Origin of the sequence: Peribacillus sp. NPDC097197 (assembly GCF_050278025.1) — a bacterium.
Lineage (GTDB): Bacteria > Bacillota > Bacilli > Bacillales > DSM-1321 > Peribacillus.
The window spans coordinates 93,211-112,853 of the sequence record NZ_JBNNST010000005.1 but is presented as its reverse complement, the minus strand read 5'-3'; the positions used below and the strand labels follow the sequence as shown (position 1 = coordinate 112,853).

The 19,643-nt window shown below is 41.9% G+C and carries 18 protein-coding genes; 2 read left to right on the top strand and 16 right to left on the bottom strand.

Going from position 1 to position 19,643, the window contains the following annotated elements; genetic code table 11:
* Positions 1–229: 229 nt before the first annotated feature.
* The 12 genes from spoVE to ACQKL6_RS08760 form a co-directional block, all read right to left on the bottom strand.
* Entirely contained in the window at positions 230–1,336 is a 1,107-nt protein-coding gene (spoVE, locus tag ACQKL6_RS08815) for a stage V sporulation protein E (RefSeq protein ID WP_402956202.1), read from the bottom strand.
* Positions 1,337–1,498: 162 nt separating this feature from the next.
* Positions 1,499–2,851 carry a UDP-N-acetylmuramoyl-L-alanine--D-glutamate ligase gene (gene murD, locus ACQKL6_RS08810; RefSeq protein ID WP_402987778.1) on the bottom strand — a complete coding sequence of 451 codons (1,353 nt, stop codon included), beginning with the start codon at positions 2,849–2,851 and terminating at the stop codon, positions 1,499–1,501.
* A 1-nt stretch (position 2,852) separates the two neighbouring features.
* A complete protein-coding gene (mraY, locus tag ACQKL6_RS08805) occupies positions 2,853–3,830 on the bottom strand; it encodes a phospho-N-acetylmuramoyl-pentapeptide-transferase (protein WP_402868174.1) in 978 nt (325 codons plus the stop codon).
* A gap of 75 nt (positions 3,831–3,905) precedes the next feature.
* On the bottom strand, positions 3,906–5,378 hold the full coding sequence (locus ACQKL6_RS08800; protein WP_402987775.1) for a UDP-N-acetylmuramoyl-L-alanyl-D-glutamate--2,6-diaminopimelate ligase: 1,473 nt from the start codon (positions 5,376–5,378) through the stop codon (positions 3,906–3,908).
* Between the two features lie 153 nt (positions 5,379–5,531).
* Positions 5,532–7,454 carry a stage V sporulation protein D gene (locus ACQKL6_RS08795; RefSeq protein ID WP_402868170.1) on the bottom strand — a complete coding sequence of 641 codons (1,923 nt, stop codon included), beginning with the start codon at positions 7,452–7,454 and terminating at the stop codon, positions 5,532–5,534.
* 120 nt (positions 7,455–7,574) lie between these two features.
* Complete coding sequence (locus tag ACQKL6_RS08790) at positions 7,575–9,734, bottom strand: penicillin-binding protein (RefSeq protein WP_402956196.1); 2,160 nt, start codon at positions 9,732–9,734, stop codon at positions 7,575–7,577.
* Positions 9,734–10,090 (bottom strand): cell division protein FtsL, encoded by a 357-nt coding sequence (gene ftsL, locus ACQKL6_RS08785; RefSeq protein WP_402868166.1) that lies wholly within the window; start codon positions 10,088–10,090, stop codon positions 9,734–9,736. Before ftsL ends, ACQKL6_RS08790 begins: the two co-directional genes overlap by 1 nt.
* A 32-nt stretch (positions 10,091–10,122) precedes the next feature.
* Positions 10,123–11,055 carry a 16S rRNA (cytosine(1402)-N(4))-methyltransferase RsmH gene (gene rsmH / locus ACQKL6_RS08780; protein WP_402956194.1) on the bottom strand — a complete coding sequence of 311 codons (933 nt, stop codon included), beginning with the start codon at positions 11,053–11,055 and terminating at the stop codon, positions 10,123–10,125.
* A 50-nt stretch (positions 11,056–11,105) separates the two neighbouring features.
* The gene (gene mraZ, locus ACQKL6_RS08775; protein WP_402868162.1) at positions 11,106–11,537 is read right to left on the bottom strand and encodes a division/cell wall cluster transcriptional repressor MraZ; all 432 of its coding nucleotides are present in this window, start codon (positions 11,535–11,537) and stop codon (positions 11,106–11,108) included.
* A gap of 277 nt (positions 11,538–11,814) precedes the next feature.
* On the bottom strand, positions 11,815–13,443 hold the full coding sequence (gene bshC / locus ACQKL6_RS08770) for a bacillithiol biosynthesis cysteine-adding enzyme BshC (RefSeq protein ID WP_402956192.1): 1,629 nt from the start codon (positions 13,441–13,443) through the stop codon (positions 11,815–11,817).
* A gap of 109 nt (positions 13,444–13,552) precedes the next feature.
* On the bottom strand, positions 13,553–13,945 hold the full coding sequence (locus tag ACQKL6_RS08765) for a DUF3397 domain-containing protein (RefSeq protein ID WP_402868159.1): 393 nt from the start codon (positions 13,943–13,945) through the stop codon (positions 13,553–13,555).
* A 4-nt stretch (positions 13,946–13,949) separates the two neighbouring features.
* The gene (locus ACQKL6_RS08760) at positions 13,950–14,831 is read right to left on the bottom strand and encodes a 2-dehydropantoate 2-reductase (RefSeq protein ID WP_427650969.1); all 882 of its coding nucleotides are present in this window, start codon (positions 14,829–14,831) and stop codon (positions 13,950–13,952) included.
* A 453-nt stretch (positions 14,832–15,284) separates the two neighbouring features.
* Between ACQKL6_RS08760 and ACQKL6_RS08755 the strand changes: the two genes are divergently transcribed.
* Entirely contained in the window at positions 15,285–15,770 is a 486-nt protein-coding gene (locus tag ACQKL6_RS08755) for an N-acetyltransferase (RefSeq protein ID WP_402868156.1), read from the top strand.
* 37 nt (positions 15,771–15,807) lie between these two features.
* Here ACQKL6_RS08755 and ACQKL6_RS08750 read toward each other — a convergent pair whose 3' ends face one another.
* The 4 genes from ACQKL6_RS08750 to ACQKL6_RS08735 all read right to left on the bottom strand — a co-directional run bounded on the left by ACQKL6_RS08750 (position 15,808) and on the right by ACQKL6_RS08735 (position 18,179).
* A complete protein-coding gene (locus ACQKL6_RS08750) occupies positions 15,808–16,440 on the bottom strand; it encodes an RsfA family transcriptional regulator (RefSeq protein WP_402868155.1) in 633 nt (210 codons plus the stop codon).
* Between the two features lie 79 nt (positions 16,441–16,519).
* Positions 16,520–17,278, bottom strand: coding sequence for an enoyl-CoA hydratase/isomerase family protein (locus tag ACQKL6_RS08745; RefSeq protein WP_402956188.1), 759 nt, complete (start codon positions 17,276–17,278; stop codon positions 16,520–16,522).
* A 140-nt stretch (positions 17,279–17,418) separates the two neighbouring features.
* Positions 17,419–17,592: a 50S ribosomal protein L32 gene (gene rpmF / locus ACQKL6_RS08740; RefSeq protein WP_402868151.1), complete on the bottom strand. Its 174-nt coding sequence runs from the start codon at positions 17,590–17,592 to the stop codon at positions 17,419–17,421.
* Between the two features lie 65 nt (positions 17,593–17,657).
* Positions 17,658–18,179, bottom strand: coding sequence for a YceD family protein (locus tag ACQKL6_RS08735; RefSeq protein WP_402868149.1), 522 nt, complete (start codon positions 18,177–18,179; stop codon positions 17,658–17,660).
* Positions 18,180–18,396: 217 nt separating this feature from the next.
* On the opposite strand from ACQKL6_RS08735, the gene ACQKL6_RS08730 reads away from it, so the two are divergent.
* On the top strand, positions 18,397–19,620 hold the full coding sequence (locus ACQKL6_RS08730) for a nucleotidyltransferase (protein WP_402956186.1): 1,224 nt from the start codon (positions 18,397–18,399) through the stop codon (positions 19,618–19,620).
* Positions 19,621–19,643 lie beyond the last annotated feature (23 nt).

Here is a 19,643-nt window from a genome sequence, read left to right as displayed (position 1 = left end):
GTCGAACCCTCTTATACTATAGTCTAAACAAGGCCGTATTGCCAATATTTATTGTAGATATCCCCACATTCCTCTTTGGTAATATTTAAGCACCATTTCATTTTTTTCAAAATCTTCTCATACGGGGCCGGGCAAATCACCGGCAACCATTCCAATCCATCCATTCCACCAAAAAAGAAGCCCGATTTTATGACGGGCTTCCTCTTTAAGAAATGTATATCATCTTGCTTTAAAACCTTGAATACCGACTGATATTCAGCAGTACGCCAATGGCCATCAACATGAGTGTCAGGGAGGAGCCACCATAACTTAATAGCGGCAAGGTGATACCGGTAACCGGCATTAAACCAGTGACCACGCCAATATTGATCATGACTTGAATAGCTACCATTGCAATGATCCCGACCGCTACCAGGCTACCGTATAAGTCTGGCGCACCAAGGGCGATTCGTATCCCACGCCATAGCATGAGAGCGAATAATAAAATCACAAGTGAACCTCCAATGAACCCTAATTCTTCAGATAGTATCGCGAATATAAAGTCGGTTTGCGGTTCTGGTAAATAGAAAAACTTTTGACGACTTTGTCCTAATCCGAGGCCGAACAACCCACCGGGGCCGATTGCATAAAACGACTGGATCATTTGAAATCCACTTCCGAGCGGGTCTTCCCAAGGATCGAGGAAGGAGGTAATCCGTTTTATCCTATATGGGGCCGATAAAATAAGGCCGACAAAACCAGCTACTCCGAGTAGGGCTAGGCCAACAAAATGGCTGATTCTCGCACCTGAAATAAAAATCATCACGATACATGTTCCAACCATCACTGTTCCTGTACCGAGATCAGGCTGTAACATGATAAGCCCAAATGCTAAAAATACAATGCCCAACGATGGCATCATCCCTTTTTTAAAGGAAGTGATCAGTTTTTGTCTTTCCGATAAGAACTTAGCTAAAAAAGCAATCATCGCTAACTTCATGAATTCGGACGGCTGTACGGAGAAAGCTCCCACGCCAATCCAACTCCGGGACCCGTTTCTTGCCATCCCGATACCTGGTACCAAAACGGCCACCAGTAAGATGAAGCAGATAATAATTAGCAATTTGGCCCAAGTACGCCATGTCCAGTAATCGACATTCATGATAAAAAACATGGCTACGACACCTACACAGGCAAACAGCAACTGTCTTTTAGCAAAATAAAAGGAGTCATCGAATTTATAGTCTGCCCAAATTGCACTGGCGCTGTAAACCATAACTAAACCTATTGTCAAAAGGCTTAAGGTGACGATAATGAGAATAAGATCAGGATTGGATTTTTTTAATGGCACGGACATTCACCTCTAGGAAGTTTTTCGAGCCTGTACGAATATAAAACACTACCTGATATGCCACTTTTTTAGCGGCACTTAAGTCAAAAAAAAGCGATAACGGCTCATTATCGCTTTTTTTTCAAGGTGTCAACGTAGAAGCAGGTTCACTTCCTTCTGCGAAAGCTCTTACTTAAGTTTATGCACAGCCTCCATAAACATGTCTCCTCTTTGTTCAAAAGTTTTATATTGATCCCAGCTTGCACAAGCAGGAGAGAGGAGGATGCAGTCGCCTTCATTCGATAAATCAAAAGCAACAGGTACGGCCTTTACTACATTATCGACACGTTTGATATGGGTTATTCCTAATTCTTTAGCTATCCGTTCAATTTTTTCTGCCGTTTCACCAAATGTGATGACCGCTTTGACGTGTTTCATAGCCGGTTTCAACTCGTCGAATTCATTACCTCGGTCCAATCCGCCAGCCAACAAAATAACCGGTTCCGTGAATGAAGTAAGCGCCTTGGATGCTGCAAGGATATTCGTCGCTTTGGAGTCATTATAGAATTTACGTTTTTCAATCGTTGCAACATATTGCAGACGGTGCTCCACACCGCCGAAAGTCGTCAAAACGGTATGAATGGCCTCATTAGACACACCCTTCAACTTCACTGCAGAAATAGCCGCCAGCACATTTTCCAAGTTGTGTTTTCCCGGGAGGGCAATATCCGAAACGGCAATCACTTTTTCACCGCGAAAATACACGGCTCCGTCTTCTACATAGGCCCCATTCTCATGCTTCACTTCTGTAGAAAATGGTACAAGTTCTGCCTTCGTCTTCTTGGTCATGTTTTTAACATCCACTTGATCTGCATTGAAAATCATGAAATCAGAAGCCGTTTGATTTCTTGCAATCGCCGCTTTCGCCTCAGCATATTCTTGTTTGGAACTATGATAATCCAAATGGGCATCATACAAATTCGTCACGATTGAGATTTCTGGCCGGAACTCTTCAATTCCCATCAATTGGAAGGATGACAATTCAATGACGATCGTATCTGCAGCTGTTGCCTTTTCAGCAACACCGGATGCTACCGTTCCAATATTTCCAGCAATAAGTGGTGACTTCTTACCAGCTTGCATCATTTCGAATATTAACGTAGTAGTGGTCGTTTTCCCATTTGTACCCGTGATTCCCAAAAATGGTGCTTCACTTATTTGGTAAGCGAGTTCTACCTCTGTGATGACCGGAATGCCTTTCTCCATTGCACCCTTAACAAGCGGGTTGCTATAAGGAATGCCTGGGTTCTTCACAATGAATTCGAATCCCTCATCCAATAGCTCAATCGGGTGGCTGCCACAAATGACTTTTATCCCTTGTTCAAGAAGCCCTTGTGCTTCCGGATTTTCCGATAGTGGCTTCATATCATTGACTGTTACGAACGCACCTAATTTATGTAGAAGCGAAGCTGCCGTGACTCCGCTTTTTGCCAAACCTAATACCAAAACTTTTTTCTCTGAGTATTTTTCTGTCTCTTTCAATTTATATCCACACCTCTAAATAGATTCCGAGTACCGCACACAATAATCCAACTGTCCAAAACGTCACGACCACGCGCCATTCAGACCAGCCAGAAAGCTCATAATGATGATGAAGCGGGCTCATTTTAAAAATACGCTTACCTCTAAGCTTAAACGATCCTACTTGTAAAATGACGGATAGAGTTTCAATGACGAAGACTCCACCAATAATGACCAACAGCAATTCAAGTTTGGTTAATAGAGCAATCGTAGCAATCGCTCCCCCTAAGGCTAGCGATCCTGTATCCCCCATAAACACCTTTGCTGGGTGGGCATTAAAGACTAGAAAGCCTAAGACTGCGCCGACGATTGCCACTGAGAATATCGCCACGTCGTATTGTGACTGGCTCCAAGCAAGTATGGCAAAAGCACCGAAAGCAATCGCGGACGTTCCTGAAACGAGACCATCCAATCCATCAGTCAAATTGACGGCATTAGAAAAACCTACCAACCAGAAAATCACGATAATTAGGTACGCCCAACCAAAATTAATGGAAAAATCAGTACCTGGAATCGTCAATTCAGGGTTGAAGCCGTCAGTCTGTTTGAAAACGAAGTAAAAAATGACGGATATCACGATTTGGCCTAGAAGTTTTTGCTTTGAAGTCAAGCCTAGGTTCCGTTTCATGACGACTTTGATAAAATCATCCAAGAACCCTAGTAAACCAAATCCTAAGGTAACGAATAATAATAAGTACGTTTCAGTGGATGGTTCTGAAAATTTAAATGTCATAACTAATGTGGCGATGGTGACTGATAATAGAATCACCAATCCGCCCATAGTAGGCGTTCCTGTCTTCTTTAGATGGGATTGTGGGCCTTCCTCCCTGATACTTTGCCCAAATTTCAGCCTTCTTAAAAACGGTATGAAGATTGGTGATAGAAGAACCGTTACTAAAAATGCCATCAAAATTGTATAAAAAATTACTTGTTCCAACATTCCTACTCCCTCATTCCTAACACAATTCAAATATACATTATCCTTGTTGCTATTTCTTTGTTTGGCGGGCGTGAATTAATTTGCACCCAATTTTGTTTGAATTGCTTTTTCTGCTTCTTCACGATCATCAAAGTGAAGGATGGCATCTCCGACCAATTGGTAAGTTTCATGCCCTTTTCCTGCAATTAAAATGACGTCTCCCGCTTCGGCTTTTGAAACGGCATACTCAATCGCTTCTCTTCGGTCCACTATCACCGTATATTCTTCTCCTTCAACTCCCGCTTCCATATCACGAAGGATTTGCAATGCATCCTCGCTGCGCGGATTGTCGGAAGTGAATATAGGGTCAGTTGCCAATCTGCAGGCAATCGCTGCCATGATGGGCCGTTTTGTCTTATCCCGATCCCCACCACAACCTACAATCACGAAAATTTTACTTTTTGCAAACTCCCCTACGGTCTTCAAGACATTTTCAAGACTATCTGGTGTATGCGCATAATCAACTATGACGGGGAAATCCTGATTCGCCATAATAAGCTCAAAACGACCAGTAACACCCTTTATTGATTCAATTGATGCTATGGTCTCATCTAGATTAATTCCCCCACACAAAGCCGCGCCAATGGCAGCAAGGACGTTATAAACGCTGAATTTCCCAATTAACTGCAACTTAACGTTACGTATATCCCTGCCAGCTGTTAAAGTGAAAGTCGTGCCTTGAGCGCCAATCTGTATATCACTCGCCCTAATGTCAGCATCTTTATCAATTCCGTATGTAACAACTGTAGCGGCAGTCGCCTTAATAAAATCGGCTGTTGCTTCATCATCCGCATTTAGGACTGCATATTTAGGGCGATTTTCCAATTGCGCATTGCCCAGCTGGGAAAATAACAATGATTTCGCATGTTTATATCGCTCCATCGTTTTATGGAAATCTAAATGATCTTGCGTTAAGTTAGTGAATACTGCTATATCAAAGTCACATCCATGAACACGGCCAAGTTCAAGAGCATGCGAAGAGACCTCCATGATGGCCGTTGAGACACCAGCTTCAGCCATATCATGAAAAGCCTTCTGAAGCGTGACACTGTCTGGCGTCGTATTCTTCGTTTCAAATACTTTATCGACGATTTTTGTATACATCGTACCGATCAAGCCCGTTTTTTTCTTTTGATCTTCGTAAATCTTTTCAAGCAAATGGCTTGTGGTCGTTTTTCCGTTCGTACCGGTGATTCCTATCAGGTTCATCCTTTGGGTTGGGTGACCGTAAAATGCATCAGCGAGAACGGCCATGGCCCTACTTGAGTCACGGACAACAATCACAGGTACATTTAAGTTAAGCTGTCGTTCAGCAATGACAGCTGCAGCGCCATTTTCTACGGCTGATTGGGCAAAATCATGACCATCCACTGTATAACCTTTTATGCAAACGAATAAACTTCCGTCTTTAACTTTACGGTTATCATTTTCAATGGAGGTAATCTCCGGATTTTCTCCTTCATGCGCATCCAAGGAGTGTAAATAAGTTAGTAATGCGTGAAGCTTCATTTTTCCATCCCTCTCAACTTAATTTGAGGATTAATTATATGTGATTAGTTTTGGCTTGTCGAGAAACCAGCTTTTATTATACGGGGTTTAATCGACTCCGTAAACAAAGCGGCTGATTTTTTTCAGCCGCTTTTCACTATTCTTATTTTATACTTATTCTGTTTGTTCGCCAAGATAAATTCTAATTGTTGAACCTTCTTTTAATTTCACTCCTGCATCAGGAGCTTGTTTTATGACTTTATCCCCCTTACCGGCCATGTCTATCTTAAGGTCCAGAAGTTGGGTTTGTAACTCTTTTTTGCTCATTCCAACAACATTTGGTACCTCGATCATCACCGGATCGGTCCAGACTTTTTCTTTTTCAATCTGGTTTTTCCTCGGTTTGACACCCATCGCCCTTAGTGAATCCTCCATGATGTTCCCAACAATCGGGGCAGCGACCACACCACCAAATTGAACGGTCCCTTTCGGATTATCCACAGCGATATACACGACGATTTGGGGATCATCCGCTGGGGCGACACCAATAAATGAGAGTATATAATTATTGTCTAAATATCTCCCGTTCTCGGCTTTTTGGGCTGTTCCTGTTTTCCCCCCGACCCGATACGATTCCACGAAAGCTCCCTTACCGCTTCCTTTTGCCACAACGGATTCAAGTGCTTCCCGAACTTTCTTCGAGGTTTCTTCGGAAATCACCTTTTTTTTTGCCTGTGGGGTTTTCCGCATGACCACTTCCCCCGTTTTCGGGTCGACCAATTCTTTTGCAATATAAGGGGTATATAGTGTCCCTCCATTCACAGCTGCCGATACAGCCGTGACCTGCTGGATGGGCGTGACGGCAACACCTTGTCCAAAAGCCGTGGTTGCCTGTTCAACGGGACCAACACGATCCATATTGAACATGATCCCCCTACCTTCCCCAGATAAATCAATGCCCGTTTTTTGACCGAAACCAAAATCATTTATATATTGGAACAATTTATCTTTACCAAGCCGGTTCCCTAGCTCAACGAAACCCGGGTTGCATGAGTTTTCTACGACTTCCAGAAAAGTTTGGTCACCATGACCTCCGCTTTTCCAGCAATGCAATGTAGAACCTGCAACCTCCACATGGCCGGGATCATAAAAATGGTCGTTTTGTAGATTCACCTTTCCTTCCTCTAGAGCAGCGGCAAGGGTGATGATTTTAAAAGTTGAACCTGGCTCATAAATGCTCCATACCGGCAAGTTACGGTTATATACTTCTGCAGGTACATCTTGGAATTTCGCTGGATCGAAGGTGGGCCTGCTTGACATGGCCAGTATTTCGCCCGTCTTCGGATCCATTGCAATGGCTATGAGTCCATCTGGATCATAAGTGGCCTCCGCATTATCCAGTTCCCGTTCCACAATGGTCTGAATTCGGCTATCAATCGTCAGTTTCAAATTATCTCCGTCTACTGGAGCCTTGAAATCATCCGCCATATTCTCAAGTCTTTTCCCTTTTGCATCCGAATAAAATTTCACAAACCCTCTTTCTCCATTAAGTTCCTTATCATACGATAGTTCGATTCCCATCAATCCCTGGTTATCCGAGCCTGTGAACCCCAGTACATGTGATAAGTACTCACCGAATGGGTAATGCCGCTTGGAGTCTTCCGCGATATATATACCTTTTATGCCGAGGGCCTTGATTTCCTTTGCCTTTTCATGAGAAATTTTCCTTCCCTCGGGAATCCTGGCGCTCATCGCCGGTTTGGTTAACCATTCAAAGGCTTTCTCCTTCGTGATATTCAATATGGAAGCTAGCTGTTCAGAGGTTTCACTTGGATTCTCTATTTGTCGTGGGATGACATATACTGTCGGTGCTGAGATGTTCGTTGCCAACTCGACTCCATTTCGATCCAATATTTCACCACGTTTGGCTTCAAAGGGGATATTCCTACTCCACGAATCCTTAGCTAAGCTTGTCAAATCATTTCCTAGATAAAACTGAACGATCCCTAGGCGAATGTCAATGATAAAAAAGACGACTAATCCTATTGCCAATGCGATTGCGAGCCGTTTTCGGACGGTAACATTTGAAACACGCAAAAACAGGCACCTCCATTTCATACATGCTCAATATATATGCTTGTCTACTTGGTGGTAGAATAAAAACATGCAAGAAAAAGAGTGACCCATATGAGCCACTCTTTTTCTTGCATGCTTATTTTACTCTACAGTCGTCTCTTTTGTTGGCGAATCCTTCGGTGGCTTTTCCGGCTGCCTTAATTCGACTTTGAAAGAGTCTCCTTCTTTAACCTTTGTGCCACCTTTAGGACTCTGTTTACCCACATATCCTGTGCCTGACGTATTCAGATTAAGCTTGGCAATGCTAGCTACCTTCATAACATCACGCAGTGACCAACCAGCCATGTCCGGAACCTTCATTGCCCCTTCAGAACGGAGAATAATTTTTTCCCCTTGAAGAAGGGAACTACCCGATTTAGGGGATTGGTCGAGAACTTTCCGTCCCGTTCCGATTACTTCCACTTCATATCCTAACTCCTCGAGTTCTTTAACGGACGAATTAATAGGTTGATCCGTATAGTCTTCAATCTTGTTAGTTTCCTGCTTTTTCAAATCGGATGGCTTTATGTTTAAATACATGAGGCTGTTTTGCATGACCGGGTTAAATATTTCAGAAAGAGGATCAGCTCCTACATAGGAAACACCTAATTTCGGTTGTTTGACAGCCACATATACGACAAGTTGCGGGTCATCGGCTGGAGCCATTCCCAAGAAGGAAAAGAAATAGTTGTCCTTACCTTCAAGATATCGACCAGTCGGCCCAGGAATCTGCGCAGTCCCCGTTTTTCCGGCTACGTCATACCCATCGATCGCGTACTTCTTGCCCGTTCCTTTTTTTGCCGAGACGACCGTTTCTAAATATTCACGAACTTGTTTTGCCGTCTCTGCCGAAATCGGTTCCCCCGCCACTTTCGGTTTGGTCGTTTTCAACACTTTTCCGGTATCTTGATTGGAAATACTTTTAATGACATAGGGTTGCATCATCTTTCCGTCATTAGCTACCGCTGAAGCCGCTTGTATCTGTTGGATTGGTGTGACCGTTGTCCCTTGCCCAAACGCGGTAGTGACTTTTTCCATTTTATACTTATATTGAATCTTGCCTGTAATCTCATTCGGCAGATCTATTCCCGTCTTTTTATCAAAGCCAAACTTCGTCAAATAGTCGCGGAATGTATCCGCACCTATTTTATCCATGGCTAAGGTTGCAAAAGCGACATTGGAAGACCGTTGAACCCCTTCAAGAAAGGACATGGTCTTGCCTGGCTCGATCCCGCTATGGTCGCCTATGGAACCTGTTGCAGCCTTGTATCTACCTGTTGTAAAACTATCGTTGGGATTAAAGACCCCTTCTTCTACAGCCGCTGCTAGAGTAAATGTTTTAAAGGTGGATCCGGGTTCATAGGTTTCTTCAATGGCCAGGTTGCGCCAAGTATCCGTAAGCCCTTCCTTCGTCGTCGGATGGAATGTCGGCCTTTGGCCCATCGCCAATATTTCGCCTGTTTTAGGATTGGAAACGATGGCGATGATTTGTTCCGGTTTATATTTCCCCTGGACTTTATTCATGGAATCTTCCAGGAATGTTTGTATTTTCTTATCGATTGTGAGCGAAACATTATTCCCATTATGGGGAGCTGATACCTTTTCCTCCGCCCCTGGCAAGATCAATCCCCAAAAGTCACTTTCATAGGTCAGCTTTCCATCCGTTTCCTGCAATTCTTTATTAAGGTACTTTTCGATACCGAATTTCCCTGTCATCTCTTCTGTTTCTTCATCCTTTTCTACATATCCAATCAAATGAGAAGCAAAGACCCCATTTGGATAGAAGCGTTTGTTCGTTCTTCCAAACGTGATTCCTGGCAACTCTAATTTTTCGATTTTCTGTTTGGTGTCCTGCGTCAAGTCTTTTCCAGCACTCCCAAACTCCACTTGATACGCCCCTTTTTTTGATAGGCGTTCATAAATGGCCTGTTCATCCATATCTATATATTTAGCAAGCTTACTCGCGGTCATTTCTGGGTCTTTCACCCGTTCGCTTTCTTTTTCGCTCAAGATGGCACGTAAGATATAGGAGGAAGTATCCACAGCGATGACGTCTCCCTTAGTATCTAGAATACTGCCACGTTTCGCTTCAATAACCTGCTCTTTCTCATATTTCTTATCGATTTTTGAAGCAAGTACCTCTCCCCCGGCTGTACCCGTCACACCAATATATAAAAAGCGGCAGATTAATACAAAGAAGAGCAGGCTGAATACGAAGAATAATCCAGCTGCTCCAAGCTTCATATTTTTTTGTTTCTGCATCAGTTCTGCACAACCTTCACGTTATTATCATCCAATCCAAGGCCTAATTTGGCAGCGATTGCCCAAATGCGCTCATATCTACTAAGTTCGTCGACCTGCACCATTAAATCATCATTCAATTTACCTTGTTCTTCAATGGTCGCTTCAACCTGTTGGATTTCTTTATTCGTTTCATAAATGGCAGCTTGATTGGAAACTATCTTCACACACGCAAAGGTAATCATGATAGCAATGGCGCATAGTAATAACACTTCACCAATCGATATTTTCGCTTTACGGATGACAACAGTTTGCTGGGATTGTTGCTGTTGATCTTCATATTGCTTTTCTTGTATTTTTTTTGCTATGGCACTCATTCATGCTCCCCCTTACTGTTTTTTTCTGTAGTTTACTGTTTTTCGGCAATCCTTAATTTCGCCGAGCGTGATCGGTTATTACCTTCCAGCTCTTCTTCCGAAGGTAAAATCGGTTTTCTTGTAATTAATTTCAGAGTCGGTTTGAATTCATCAGGGATGATCGGTAGGCCATGCGGAAGATCTGGTAGGGCGCTGGCTTTTTTAAATACCGTCTTACATATCCGATCTTCCAATGAATGGAAAGTGATGACAGATATTCTTCCCTCGGGATTCAACATGGATATCGCTTGTTCAAGGGAATCCTCAAATACGCCCAATTCATCATTTACAGCGATTCTGATTGCCTGGAATACTCGTTTCGCAGGGTGTCCACCTTTACGTCGGGCCGGGGCAGGAATTCCTTCTTTAATTAATTCCACTAACTCAAATGTCGTTTCAATCGGTTTTATTTCACGGGCCGCTTCTATTTTCCGGGCAATTTGCTTGGAGAATTTCTCTTCCCCATACTGGAAGAAAATCCTGAGCAAGTCATGGTAAGACCATGAATTCACCACATCATAAGCTGAAGTCGCCGCACTTTGATCCATCCTCATATCCAGTGGAGCATCGTGATTGTAGCTGAATCCACGTTCAGGTGTATCTAGTTGTGGAGAGGACACACCTAAATCATAAAGGATCCCATCTACCTTATTGACTCCACGAGCATTCAACTCTTCTTGAAGATATTTAAAATTATTAGGAACAAGTACGACACGGTCCCCATAGCTTTCTAATTTAGCTTTAGCATTCTGAATCGCCGTTTCATCCTGATCAAAAGCATACAATCTGCCTTTGTCAGAGAGCTGTGACAGCAAGTATTCGCTGTGACCTGCTCCTCCTAAAGTACAATCTACATAAATTCCATCAGGTTTGATGTTCAAGCCATCAACCGTCTCTTTTAATAACACTGTTGTATGTTGAAACATGTTAGACATCCTTCCAATCGGTAATTGAGTCACTCTATTCGAGGGCAGCCTTAAATTTCAAAGCCAATCATATTTTCTGCTATCTCAGCGAAAGAATCCTCTGAAGCTGAAAAATAGTTTTCCCAAAGGGATTTGCTCCAAATCTCAATTCGATTGGTAACACCAAGAATTACACATTCTTTTTCCAATTGGCCATATGAAGTAAGCGGCGTGGGAATATTAATTCGCCCTTGCTTATCAATTTCGCATTCTGTTGCAGCGGAAAAGAAAAAACGGGTAAAGGCACGAGCGTCTTTTTTGGTTATGGGCAGGGCTTTCAGCTTCTCTTCCAATAGCTTCCACTCATTCATAGGATAACCAAATAGGCATTGATCGAGTCCGCGGGTAAGCACAAATTGTTCCCCTAGGTTGTCCCTGAATTTCACCGGGACAATCAGACGGCCTTTTATATCGATGTTATGATGGTACTCTCCCATGAACATACCCACTACCCCCACATTCTAATCTCAATGTACCACATTCCCCCACCTTTCTCCACTTGTTTTTACTTTCGCCTTTATTGTAAAAATCCCCTTCTTTTACATAGAAGTTTATTTAGCCAATATTCTTATCGAAAACCTCTCTTCTTCTCGAATGGGCACAAACTAAGAGAGTGTTCCTCTTTTCCTGTCGAAAGTTTTCGGAAAACAAAAAGAAGACAGGCGAATCACCTGTCTTTAATCTTCTTTATATCCTCCACTTTTCTCCACCGCGGAGACCTTACAAGTAAATCAGTTTATGCTGGTTATTAAACTGATAGTCCAGTTTCATGATTTCCTTTATAAAATCGGGTCCATATTGATTCAAGTAATAAAAAACATTCCAGGTTCTCTCTTGGGGAGATTCCAAAGGATACAGCGAATTGGCGATACGTTCGTATTTTTTCAAGACGAACGAGTGACGTTCTTTCGTCCGTTCCCCAATCTTACCGTTCATGAATGCTAGTTGTTTCTGGATGAATTCAATATTTTTATTTAGAATCGGTTCAAGCCCCTTATCCAATGAAACAGCATGCATCGATAACTTTTGATGGTTCTCTTCAAGTTGGGATTTCATCGTCTGGAATAAGTGATCGACCGTTTCATCTTTCACAGAATCGAGATAACGCTGTACGGTTCTTCCCGTCCCTTCGGTTAGCACTGTCTTCAACGTTATTTCCGTTTCATCCAAGTCCGTCTGGATACCCCGCTCAACGATAGTTATATTCAATCTTGGGATGATGGGTGGCATCTTCATAGCAAATAGTTCAAATGCTCGTTTCAATTCTGCCCAATAGGCAATTTCACCCGGTCCAGAAATGAAGGCTAGAACGGGAAAGAGCATTTCCTGCATGAGTGGGCGCGTAACAACATTATTACTTAATTGCTCTGGATGGGTTTTCGCCATTTGCAAGAGTTCCTGCTCCGAGAAAGAGAGCTCACCATTTCTGGCAGTGAACTTGCCCTCCGACCGTTTAAGTAAGCAGCGATCTTTTTTGGCAGTATCGTAATAAAACAGATTGGCTGGCTGTTCTCCCATTTCAATCATTTTGGAATAACCTTGTTCTTGCATGAAGGTTTGTTGCTTTCCAACCTCTTCTGCAATCTTTTCGCTTTTTCCTATCAACGACTCAAAAAAGCCTGTTTCTAAATTTCTAAGGGCTGGATCTCCTGCGTCAACAAGCAAGAGGCCATATTCTTGGAACCATTCGTGAATCAAACGAGCAAAAAAGTCGACGAATGTATTCGATTGCTTAACGGTTTCCTTCATATCCATAAGGAGTTTATTCGTAAAGGCGGTTTCGCCATATGTTTCAATGATTTCTTCGAACCATTGCTCCATCTTTTTTTCATCGATTTCTATATCTGTGATCATGGTCTTGAAAGGCTGATAAGAAGGATAAGATTTTTTATCCGGTTTACCATTTTTCATGACATACACATGGTTGACCTCAGCTAGGTCATGATCTTCACCAGCTATCCAAAACACAGGAATGACCGGTTTTCCCAGTGACTTCCTTTGTTCTAGTGCAAGCTTGATGATTGAAATCACTTTATGTATCGTATAAAGGGGACCAGACAACAAGCCCGCCTGCTGTCCTCCAACGACAACGACCGAATCATCACGTCGTAATTCTTCAATGTTTTTATTAACAGCCTCACTGCTTGAAAAACGAGACATATATGTCTGTATGTAATTGGATAATGCTTCTCGTGAAAAAGTCCTGTTCATCAGCTCTTGATATCTATTGCGATAGATGTCCGGGTTGGACAAGTCATAGTGAAAATAATCTTCCGTTTCAAGCTCGCCCTGTAAATAGTCCGATGCGAAACGGTTTAATGATGGTAACGCGAGATCTTTCATCTCCATGTATGTTCTCCCTTTCTCTGCAACTACAATTCTTTTTAGAGTATAACATTCTGTTTTAAGAAAACAAAAAATGTTGCCCAGGAGCAGAAAATTGATGCTTTGCCATTCATTATGCAGTAAAGATTCTAGTAATTCTCGTAATAAATCCTATAGAAAATAAAAGAAGGTACGCGCAAAAAAAGAATGCGAAGTTCACTCTCCAAAATCCTTTCAATACTTTTTGAAAAATGATTTCTCCTTTAACTTGATAATGGACAAGAACAACAACGAATGCATTGGCTATCATGATGAGCATGATCACCCAAAAAATATGTATGTCCCAAATTGTCACGATTAAATAATGGACCGATAATACAAAAAACAAAGTACTCATATCCATGGCAAATTGAACGGAACGCTTATGGTTCCTTGTAAATTGCTTGGCACTAATAAAAAATATGACATAACCTATAAATGGAAGTGTAATGAAAATCGCGGCAAGACTTGAAACAAAGTTTGGCATACCCTCATCCCCCTTGGAACTCTTTTCCTTTGATCATTGCATAAAGAGAAGACGTTAAACATGCCTTTTTCTCTTTTCGTATTGCCTCCGAAATGATATAACCTAAGATTGCGTCGATTTCCGTTTTTCTTCCAAGTTCAATATCTTTCAGCATGGAAGATCTATTTTCTGAGGTCTTCGAACACACGGATTTTACGTGGTTAAAAGATTCCTCTGCATCTGGTAATTCCAGTACAGACGATATTTCAGCAAATAGTTCCTGGAATAATCGGTAATAATACGGATTACTGATCAAACGCCCATTTTCCACTTCCAATAACGCGGTCAGAGGGTTGATTACAGCGTTAACGATTAACTTGTCCATTAGCATGGCATGGTAGTCCTCACACTTACGGAATGGAAAGTAGTCGTTGTTCGCATCCAGAAATGGAAGTACATTCAAGTCCCCCCTGAAAGACGCAACTCTGGTTATACCAAACCCGGTATGTTCCACTGTATTCGGGTCGAGCTTCAACGCCCCATGTTCCACCACACCAACACAAACGGTCGCTGACTTCAACTCCTTTAAATAAGAAATGTGCCCATAGCCGTTCTGCAAAAACAACAAAGGTACATCCATCCCCTCGATCACTGGCAGGACTTGCGGTATATGATACTGTTTAACCGCGACTAGGATTATCTCTTCTCCCCTTATTCCACTTTCGATTGCGTTGGATGTTATATTTCTTTTCCTGGTCACTCCATTCACGATGCAACGGAGACCCTCACTATTAATACATGATCCCTGTTCCTCTGTACGTGTATAAATCGTTACACTGTGCCTCTCACTTAAATAAGAGGCGAATAACAATCCAACGGAGCCGCCTCCAATTACGCCGATTTTCATATTACCCTTCCTAACTTTTCTCATATACTGACTATTTTAACACATTTTCTTTTTTCACTACCTTGCTTTTTCCATATCAAGGGGGACCAACAAAATGCTACAAACAAATCGTTATCACCATTTCCGTCTTTCAACAGCTAATTGCACAAAAACACAAAAACATAGAGAAGTATAAATACGCCAGCCATGGGTATAACTCCTTCTTCACGAGCTAAATTAATGGTATATTATATATGAAAAGTCGTGAATTCCTTAAAGTTTTTAAACACAAACGAATGATACCCTATCTTTATTCTTTGATGATCGATATAAAGAAAAGGAAAGGGATAATGATCAAACGGCTTGTTAGACTCGATTTAGTGAGGAAAGGTTTTAATGGTGACTGTAGTTAGGGTTACTTGTTGATTTAAAAGCATGACGGGAGTAGTTTATCAGAATGAGGGGGAGTTTTATATGGAATACAAGGTGGAACGGTTACTTGTGAATTTTAAGACGCTTGAGGAGTTCAAGAAGTTCAAGGAATATGGGATGCAAGAATTATCCATGCTCGATGATTTAGAGGGGAATATCATTGAGAACGACAGTCAATCGCCTTTCTACGGCATCTTTTATGGTGACATGTTGGTTGCTAGAATGAGCCTATACAAAAAAGATGCTAAATTCGACCGATATTTTGATAAAACAAAAGACTTTCTTGTCCTCTGGAAGCTCGAAGTTCTTCCCAACTACCAAAACAAAGGGTACGGCAAAGCTTTAGTCGACTTCGCCAAAAGCTTTAATATGCCAATCAAAACGAATTCCAGGGTACACTCCCAAGCGTTCTGGGAAAAGATGGGCTTCTCTCCCGCATCCTATGAAATGGATCGTGACTACGGAGAAAATCCTTTGATTTGGACCCCCATTGAAAAACAAGATGAAATCATAGATACACAAGAATAAATGAAAAATGCGGGCGGATTTTTTCCACCCGCATTTTTCATTTATTTACCCTTTCCAAGTTACCGTTCTTATCCATTTGAAAACTCACCTTTGGATTTAACTTTTCATCTTCTAGGACACTGAGTTTTCTAGCCCGCTCCATAATTTGCATGAGAGCCCGATAATCTTCTTCCACTACTCTTAAATTATCCCGTAATAACTCATTCTCTTCCCGCAGCCTTTCATTTTCCTGTTCAAGATTATAAGAATGCCGGGCATTCCTTTCCATTTCTTCCCTATCAATTTTAAAGGTTTCATCCACCTTCGTTAAATATGAAATAACGTCTTGGAGAGGAGTAGATGGCGATGATGGCAATTCCCTTTTCCACTCAGCTGCTACCTCTTGTTCGTTCGGGACTTCTTCATTCTCAACAGCTTCCCCTTCGAAACCATTATCCCGCATGGCCTGTTCTTTTCTCTGCTTTTTAGCCAACTCAATTCCTGACTTATATTGCTTTCTGACAAAAGAATTCCAACGAAAACCGCAGGCTGCAGACGTTCTTGTTAACTGTTTCCCCACCTCTTCAAATGCCTTCAGTTGCGTACTGCCTTCCCTAATATGCCTTAGCACCACTTCAGCCAACAATAAATCCTCGTCCTGTGTCCATGCATCTTGTCTCGCAATCGTCATCTCTCTACCTCCAAGCAAGTTTTACTTCATGATATGCACTTGATAGGAAAGATAGACGGAATATAGAAGCGATAAAGATTTATTTTTTTTTATTAAAAAAACGGCTGACCGCGTCATGATGGGCTTCCGTTGCCCATAGTTTGGAACATTCACGGATTTCCGCATCCATTCTTTCTTTCAGGCCTCCATCTTCCCATTTCTTAACCAGTATTCTTTTATAAGCCATTAAAACCCCGGGTTCATGGCGTAGGAAATGTTGGGGAAATCTTTCCCAGTCTTCCATATCAATTATCTCGTCTATGAAACCAAATTCCTTTGCATCCTCGGAGCTATGTACTTTAGCATCAAGCAGTAACTTCATCGCTTTTTGTTCCGGAAGTTTTTCAAACAAGAGTGACGCTGCCCCCCAGCCTGTTGTTATCCCTAGCGTTCCCTGAACAAACCCTAACTTTATCCCCTTTTTCGCCAATCTGAAATCACAAGCCGTGGCAATTTCACACCCGCCTCCGACAGCGCTTCCGTTGAGTAGGGCAATTGTAGGTTTCGGAAAGATCGCCAGTTCATACAGTACTTTCCCCATCCTCGATAGCATGGCAAAAGCCTCTTCCTCTGTATAAAGATTTTGAAATTCACTTAAATCGCCCCCCGAGCAGAAAGCCTGTGAGCCCTCTCCCGTCAAGAGTAATACTTTGACATCCTTATCACTAGCCGCTTGTGATAAAGCTATTCCTAGTTCATCCATCAACTGAAAATTAACCGCATTTCTTTTCTCAGGTCTATTAAATGAAATCTTCAAGTATCCTTTTGCATTCTTTTCAACGATTAATGTGTTATACACGTGAACACCTTCTCCATGTCTCTATTTATTCTAAATATTCAATTAAATTAATTTGTAAAAAAAGCGCAGAGATTTATCTCTGCGCTTTGATTAGCGTGTTGCATAATCAAGAAAGCAATGCTTTCGAGTAGGTCAAGAAATTATTTTGCGACAACTTCTTTTCCTTTATATGTTCCACATTCTTTACACACGTGATGTGAAAGAGTCATTCCACCACAGCTCGGGCATTCTACCATACCAGGTACTTGAAGCTTGAAGTGCGTACGACGTTTTCTTTTTGCAGTTTTCGACGTTCTTCTAAAAGGTACAGCCATTATTCCCACCTCCTTAAAAAATATAAAAAAGCTGGAAAAATCGGATTAGCGATTTTTCGTTCCAATTAAGATTCTTTATTGTTGTCAAAAAAGTCGGCAAGCTTTGCAAATCTAGGATCAACCTTATGTTTAGTTTCTTCTTCAGAAATAACAGCCCAGTCTTTCCCGGATTGAGGAGCAGCTTCATTAGGATCGACATCCTCACAAAAAACCTGCATCGGAATTTCTAGCAATAAATTTTCTTTAATTACCGGTATAAGATCTACAACATCGCCTTCCACCACAGTAACGTCTTCTCCGTAGAAATGATCGCCATCTGCTTTTAAAAGAAAGGTTTCCTTTGTATCAATATCAATCGGATATTTCACGTCTACCAGTGTACGGGAACAAGGTAATGTTAATTCACCTGTAAGATGTAAGTGAAAAGTAATCTCGGTCGAGTTGATATCAGCTCTTCCTGTTACTCTAATTGGAGAAACGTCGCGTATTTGCTTGTCTCTTTCCTTAATGTCTAAGACATCCACCAATTCATCTAACTGCAAATTTTTGTCCCGAATTTTTTGAAGTTGACTAATTGTCCATTTCATATGAAATCACCTCAAGGCAACAAAAATAATTATAGCTTTCAATTATAAGTTTGTCAATATTTTTTCTTTACACTATAATGTAGTCATCCTAACTGATTTGCCAAGTTTAAAATCATTTCAAACAAAAAATCAGGACGAAACATTCTAGTTCTCTTACTTGAAATACTATTTTAGCACTAAGTTGGAAAAATACAAAGTTTTTCTCTGAGGTGATTGAATGAAATCTTGCGGTTTAGTAGTCGAATATAATCCATTTCATAATGGCCATGCACTCCATGCCAGAGAAAGCAGACAAAAGACAGAGTCGGATATAGTAGTTGCTGTGATGAGCGGACCGTTTTTACAGCGAGGTGAACCGGCGCTTGTCAGTAAGTGGTCACGAACGGAAATGGCCCTACTGGGTGGCATTGACCTTGTCATTGAACTTCCCTATTCCTTTGCTGTCCAAAAAGCGGAACTATTCGCGAAAGGTTCCATATCCCTTCTCGAATATTTGGGCTGTGACTCCTTCTGTTTCGGCAGTGAAGATGGCCGAATCGAACCCTTCATCGAGGCCCATGGCATTCTATCTGAAAATGCCGAAACATATAACGAAACTCTTAAATCTTTGATGGAAAAGGGAAACAGTTACCCTGCAAGTGCATCAAAGGCATTCCAAGCGATAAGCAAGAACACGGAGATGTTGGATTTAACAAAGCCAAATAATATCCTTGGTAAAGAGTATGTTAGTACGGCCCTATCCAATGGATTCTCGATTGAACCCTATACGATACAACGGGTGGCCGCTGGCTACCATGATGTCCAGCTATCTTCAAGCCCCATCGCGAGCGCAACAGGGATCCGCAAGGCGCTACTAGAACAAAAACAGGAATTAGAGGCAGTGGGGACTTATATCCCCCCTTCAACCTTGCATGGGCTTCAACATTACCTAGCCACCTATCATGCTTTACATGAATGGAATATGTATTGGCCTTTATTGAAGTATCGGATTCTCGCATCCTCCCTGACAGAGTTGGCCGACATCTATGAAATAGAGGAAGGAATCGAGTATCGGATGAAGGAAATGGCAAAGGAAGCTATGAACTTTCATGACTTCATAACCGCCATGAAAACAAAACGCTATACCTGGACCCGAATTCAACGGATGTGTGTCCATATTTTGACCCATACGTTAAAAGAAGATATGATTCATGCCGAGCAACCTTCTTATATCAGGTTGCTTGGGATGAATCGTAGGGGGCAAGCTCACCTTCGAAAAGTAAAAAAAGAGTTGCCGGTCCCGCTCATATCCAGGCTTTCAGCCTATCAAGATCATCATATCGATACGGACATGCGAGCTGCACAGGTATATGCAATGGGGCTACGCGAACCTTATCAAACGGCGCTAATGAAGAGGGAGTTTGAAGCTCCAATCATAAAAACCAATTCGTTGGACACATGAAAGGCAGATCCTCTCCCTATCAC